This is a genomic window from Pseudomonas emilianonis (assembly GCF_023072625.1).
Classification (GTDB): Bacteria; Pseudomonadota; Gammaproteobacteria; order Pseudomonadales; family Pseudomonadaceae; genus Aquipseudomonas; species Aquipseudomonas paraveronii.
Map to the genome: position 1 here is coordinate 1 of NZ_JAKNRV010000437.1, position 3,752 is coordinate 3,752.

Genomic DNA, 3,752 nt, shown 5'->3' on the forward strand with positions numbered 1-3,752 from the left:
GAGACCGCTGAAACCGTGGCCTTGGCCCGCGACCTGCTGCTGGTGGAACAAAGCGGCGTGCGCGCGCACTTCAGCCAACTGACCAGCGCCCGCGGTGTGGCCCTGATCGCCCAGGCCCAGGCCCGCGGTTTGCCGGTGACGGCAGACGTGGCGTTGTATCAGTTGATCCTGACGGACGAGGCACTGATCGACTTCTCCAGCCTGTATCACGTACAACCACCGCTGCGCACCCGTGCCGACCGTGACGGCTTGCGTGCGGCGGTGAAGTCCGGCGTGGTGTCGGCGATCTCCAGCCATCACCAACCCCACGAGCGCGATGCCAAACTGGCACCGTTTGGCGCGACCGAGCCGGGTATCAGCTGCGTCGAGCTGTTGCTGCCGCTGGCAATGACGCTGGTAGAGGATGGCTTGCTCGACTTGCCAACGCTGCTGGCACGCCTGAGCGCCGGCCCTGCCGAAGCCTTGCGCCTACCGGCAGGCAAGTTGGCTGTGGGCGCCGCCGCGGATCTGGTGCTGTTCGATCCAGCCAGCTCGACGATTGCCGGTGAGCACTGGCTGTCCAAGGGCGAAAACTGCCCGTTCATCGGCCATAGCCTGCCGGCGAGCGTGCGCTACACGCTGGTAGACGGACGCATCAGCTACCAGGCCTGATACAAGTCGGGAGTGAGCACAGTCAATGTGGGAGGGGGCAAGCCCCCTCCCACATTTGCCTGTCTGTATGGGTGAGAGATTCAGCGCCCGCCTCTTAGCTCGGCGTTACGGATCGAAATCTGCGTATTCAACGTCCAGAAGTCATACAGCACCCCCACCAGAAACAGGCCGCCGGTCAGCAGGTAGAGCAAGCCAGTGATCCATTTGCCCTGGTACATCCGGTGTACACCGAACACCCCGAGAAACGCCAACAGGATCCAGGCCACGTTGTATTCGATCGGGCCGGCGGTAAAACGCAGGTCGGCTTCACGGTCCATGGCAGGAATCAGGAACAGGTCGATCAGCCAGCCAATACCCAACAAGCCCAACGTGAAAAACCAGATCGTCCCGGTGACGGGTTTACCGTAATAGAAGCGATGCGCTCCGGTAAAACCAAAAATCCAGAGCAGGTAACCGATCACCTTGCTGTGGGTGTCTTGCTGCGAAACATCCTGTCGATAGGTGTTCATGGAGTACCTCTTTGGCTGCGATAGATAAATTTTTTCACTTTCTTTGTGACTTTTTTACATGCGCCCGACGTATGGCCGATGGTATCTTCCCTCCCCTGAAAGCCTTATGCCACCTGACCTGTGTAGGACAATTGCGGCGATTCGTCGCGCATTTCCTGAGTTTGACCCCAAGGTTCAGTCGACAAACGGCCTGAGAACGACACAAAAAGCTGTTATAAAGTTGCGCGCAAACCCATAAGAGCCACGCCTAATGCGACCATTTTTCAAGACATGGCTAACCATTTGCCTATTAATGCCACTGGCCGCCCACGCCACCAATCGTGAGCAACGACTTCCTAACGTCAACGGTTTCACCCCTAAAGTTCACAGCACGCCCAGCACGGCCAAATCTGTAAAGCCCACCGTCAGCCGCCCGACTCAACTGAGCAAGGCCCACGGTAAGGCAGCACCCGGCCTGATGGCAGGCAACACCAAGCAAAGCAGCACCGTCCTCAGCCGCGCCGTTAATGTGCTCGGTACACCTTATCGTTGGGGCGGCAGCAGCCCAAGTAAAGGCTTCGACTGCAGCGGCTTGGTGAAATATGCGTTTAACAACGTTGCCGCCGTGGATTTACCGCGCACCTCCAACGCCATGGCCGCCGGCCACGGGCAGAAGGTTGATCGCAAGGACTTGAAACCGGGCGACCTGCTGTTCTTCAAATTGAAGAGCCGCCAGGTTAACCACGTTGCCATCTACCTGGGCAACGACCGCTTTATCCACGCACCGCGTCGTGGCAAGTCGGTCAGCATCGATACGCTGAAGAAGCCGTTCTGGGACAAGAACTACGTGATCGCCAAGCGGGTTCTGCCGAAAGAACAGAACAACCTGCGGATCGTCCAACGTTGATCTAAAGCTGGAATACAGTACCAATGTGGGAGGGGGCTTGCCCCCGATAGCGGTGGACCAGTCAGCTTATCTGTAGCTGACCCACTGCAATCGGGGGCAAGCCCCTCCCACATTTGATTTCATTGCCCACAAGACCTCATATGTCTGTCGGCACCCTCGCCTTCTCCCGCGCCTCTTCCCGGCTGATCACGCCCTCTGTGACCAACGCCTTCAAACTCATATCCAGCGTCTTCATCCCTAACGCCCCGCCGGTCTGCATCGCCGAGACCATCTGCGCCACCTTGTCTTCGCGGATCAGGTTGCGAATGGCCGGCGTGCTCAGCATGATTTCATGGGCCGCCACACGTCCACCGCCGATCTTCTTGACCAGCACCTGGGACACCACCGCCTGCAGCGACTCCGAGAGCATCGAGCGGACCATGGGCTTTTCCCCCGCCGGGAACACGTCCACCAGGCGATCCACGGTCTTGGCCGCCGACGCGGTGTGCAGGGTGCCAAAGACCAGATGCCCGGTCTCAGCCGCCGTCAGCGCCAGGCGGATGGTTTCCAGGTCACGCAGCTCCCCCACCAGAATCACATCCGGGTCTTGCCGCAGCGCCGAGCGCAAGGCTGCCGAAAAACTCTGGGTGTCGCGATGCACCTGGCGCTGGTTGATCAGAGACCGGTTGGGCTGGTGGATAAATTCGATGGGGTCTTCCAGCGTGAGGATGTGCTGGCGCCGATGCTGGTTGAGGTGATCGATCATCGCCGCCAGGGTGGTGGACTTGCCCGAGCCGGTGGGCCCGGTCACCAGCACCAGGCCGCGCGGCAACTGGGCGATACGCTGGAACACCGCGCCCAACCCGAGGCTTTCCAGGCTCTGGACCTGCGCGGGTATGCTGCGAAACACCGCGCCCATGCCGCGCGCCTGCTGGAACACATTCACCCGGAATCGCCCCACGCCGGGCAGTTCGAAGGCAAAATCCGTTTCAAGAGATGTTTCGAAATCCTTTTGTTGATAGCGGTTGAGCAAAGGGCTGAGCAAAGCCGCCACGTGAGTGGCTGACAGCACCGGCCCATCCAGCGACCATACCTCGCCATCCACCCGCAGCATCGGCGCCAGGCCGGCCGACAGGTGCAGGTCGGAGGCGCCCCGGTGCACGCTTTGCGTGAGTAATTCAGTGATATCCATAGGGCTTTCCATTTCCAGTAGAATGCCGCGGACTCCATATCCACGGGCGCATCTTGAATGTCGACGATAGCAGACAACATTGGCCTGGTTAGCCAGCGCATCCGCGCCGCAGCCGACGCCGTGCAACGTGACGCAAACAGCATCCACCTGCTGGCCGTGAGCAAGACCAAGCCCGCGCAAGCCGTGCGCGAAGCCTATGCCGCCGGGATGTGTGATTTCGGTGAAAACTACCTGCAGGAAGCCTTGGGCAAACAGGCCGAATTAACCGACCTGCCCTTGAGTTGGCACTTCATCGGCCCCATTCAATCGAACAAGACTCGCGCGATCGCCGAGAACTTCGCTTGGGTGCACTCCGTGGACCGTCTGAAAATTGCACAACGCCTGTCCGAACAACGCCCGGCCGACCTGCCGCCGCGAAGAAACTGCTGGCCGATGCCGGTGCCAAGGACTTGAAGCTGAACTACGTGGTCAACGCTGGCAACGAAGCCGACGAGCAGATTGCGGTGATCATCAAGGACCAGTTGGCCAAGGTCGG

The 3,752-nt window shown here is 60.0% G+C and carries 4 protein-coding genes and 2 pseudogenes; 4 read left to right on the plus strand and 2 right to left on the minus strand.

The annotated features are described in order from the left end of the window. Positions 1-651: amidohydrolase family protein (locus tag L9Z73_RS26970; RefSeq protein WP_247407652.1), on the plus strand; the 651-nt coding region annotated here is incomplete at its 5' end. 80 nt (positions 652-731) lie between these two features. Here the strand turns inward: L9Z73_RS26970 and L9Z73_RS26975 are convergent. After that, positions 732-1,160, minus strand: coding sequence for a TM2 domain-containing protein (locus L9Z73_RS26975; RefSeq protein ID WP_017845004.1), 429 nt, complete (start codon positions 1,158-1,160; stop codon positions 732-734). Positions 1,161-1,410: 250 nt separating this feature from the next. Here L9Z73_RS26975 and L9Z73_RS26980 point away from each other — a divergent pair, with 250 nt between their 5' ends. After that, positions 1,411-2,046: a C40 family peptidase gene (locus L9Z73_RS26980; RefSeq protein ID WP_247407654.1), complete on the plus strand. Its 636-nt coding sequence runs from the start codon at positions 1,411-1,413 to the stop codon at positions 2,044-2,046. Positions 2,047-2,182: 136 nt separating this feature from the next. Here L9Z73_RS26980 and L9Z73_RS26985 read toward each other — a convergent pair whose 3' ends face one another. Next, a complete protein-coding gene (locus tag L9Z73_RS26985; RefSeq protein WP_247407656.1) occupies positions 2,183-3,217 on the minus strand; it encodes a type IV pilus twitching motility protein PilT in 1,035 nt (344 codons plus the stop codon). A 57-nt stretch (positions 3,218-3,274) separates the two neighbouring features. On the opposite strand from L9Z73_RS26985, the pseudogene L9Z73_RS26990 reads away from it, so the two are divergent. Both L9Z73_RS26990 and L9Z73_RS31645 read left to right on the plus strand, forming a co-directional pair. Beyond that, a pseudogene (locus L9Z73_RS26990) lies at positions 3,275-3,643 on the plus strand (YggS family pyridoxal phosphate-dependent enzyme); the annotation flags it as partial. Then, positions 3,613-3,752 (plus strand): annotated as a pseudogene (locus tag L9Z73_RS31645) (ABC transporter substrate-binding protein); the annotation flags it as partial. The pseudogenes L9Z73_RS26990 and L9Z73_RS31645, both read left to right, overlap by 31 nt.

Excerpts from the sequence above, each read along its gene's own strand:
- L9Z73_RS26980 (WP_247407654.1), top strand. The coding sequence starts at position 1,411 with ATGCGACCATTTTTCAAGACATGGCTAACCATTTGCCTATTAATGCCA.
- L9Z73_RS26975 (WP_017845004.1), bottom strand. The coding sequence starts at position 1,160 with ATGAACACCTATCGACAGGATGTTTCGCAGCAAGACACCCACAGCAAG.
- L9Z73_RS26985 (WP_247407656.1), bottom strand. The coding sequence starts at position 3,217 with ATGGATATCACTGAATTACTCACGCAAAGCGTGCACCGGGGCGCCTCC.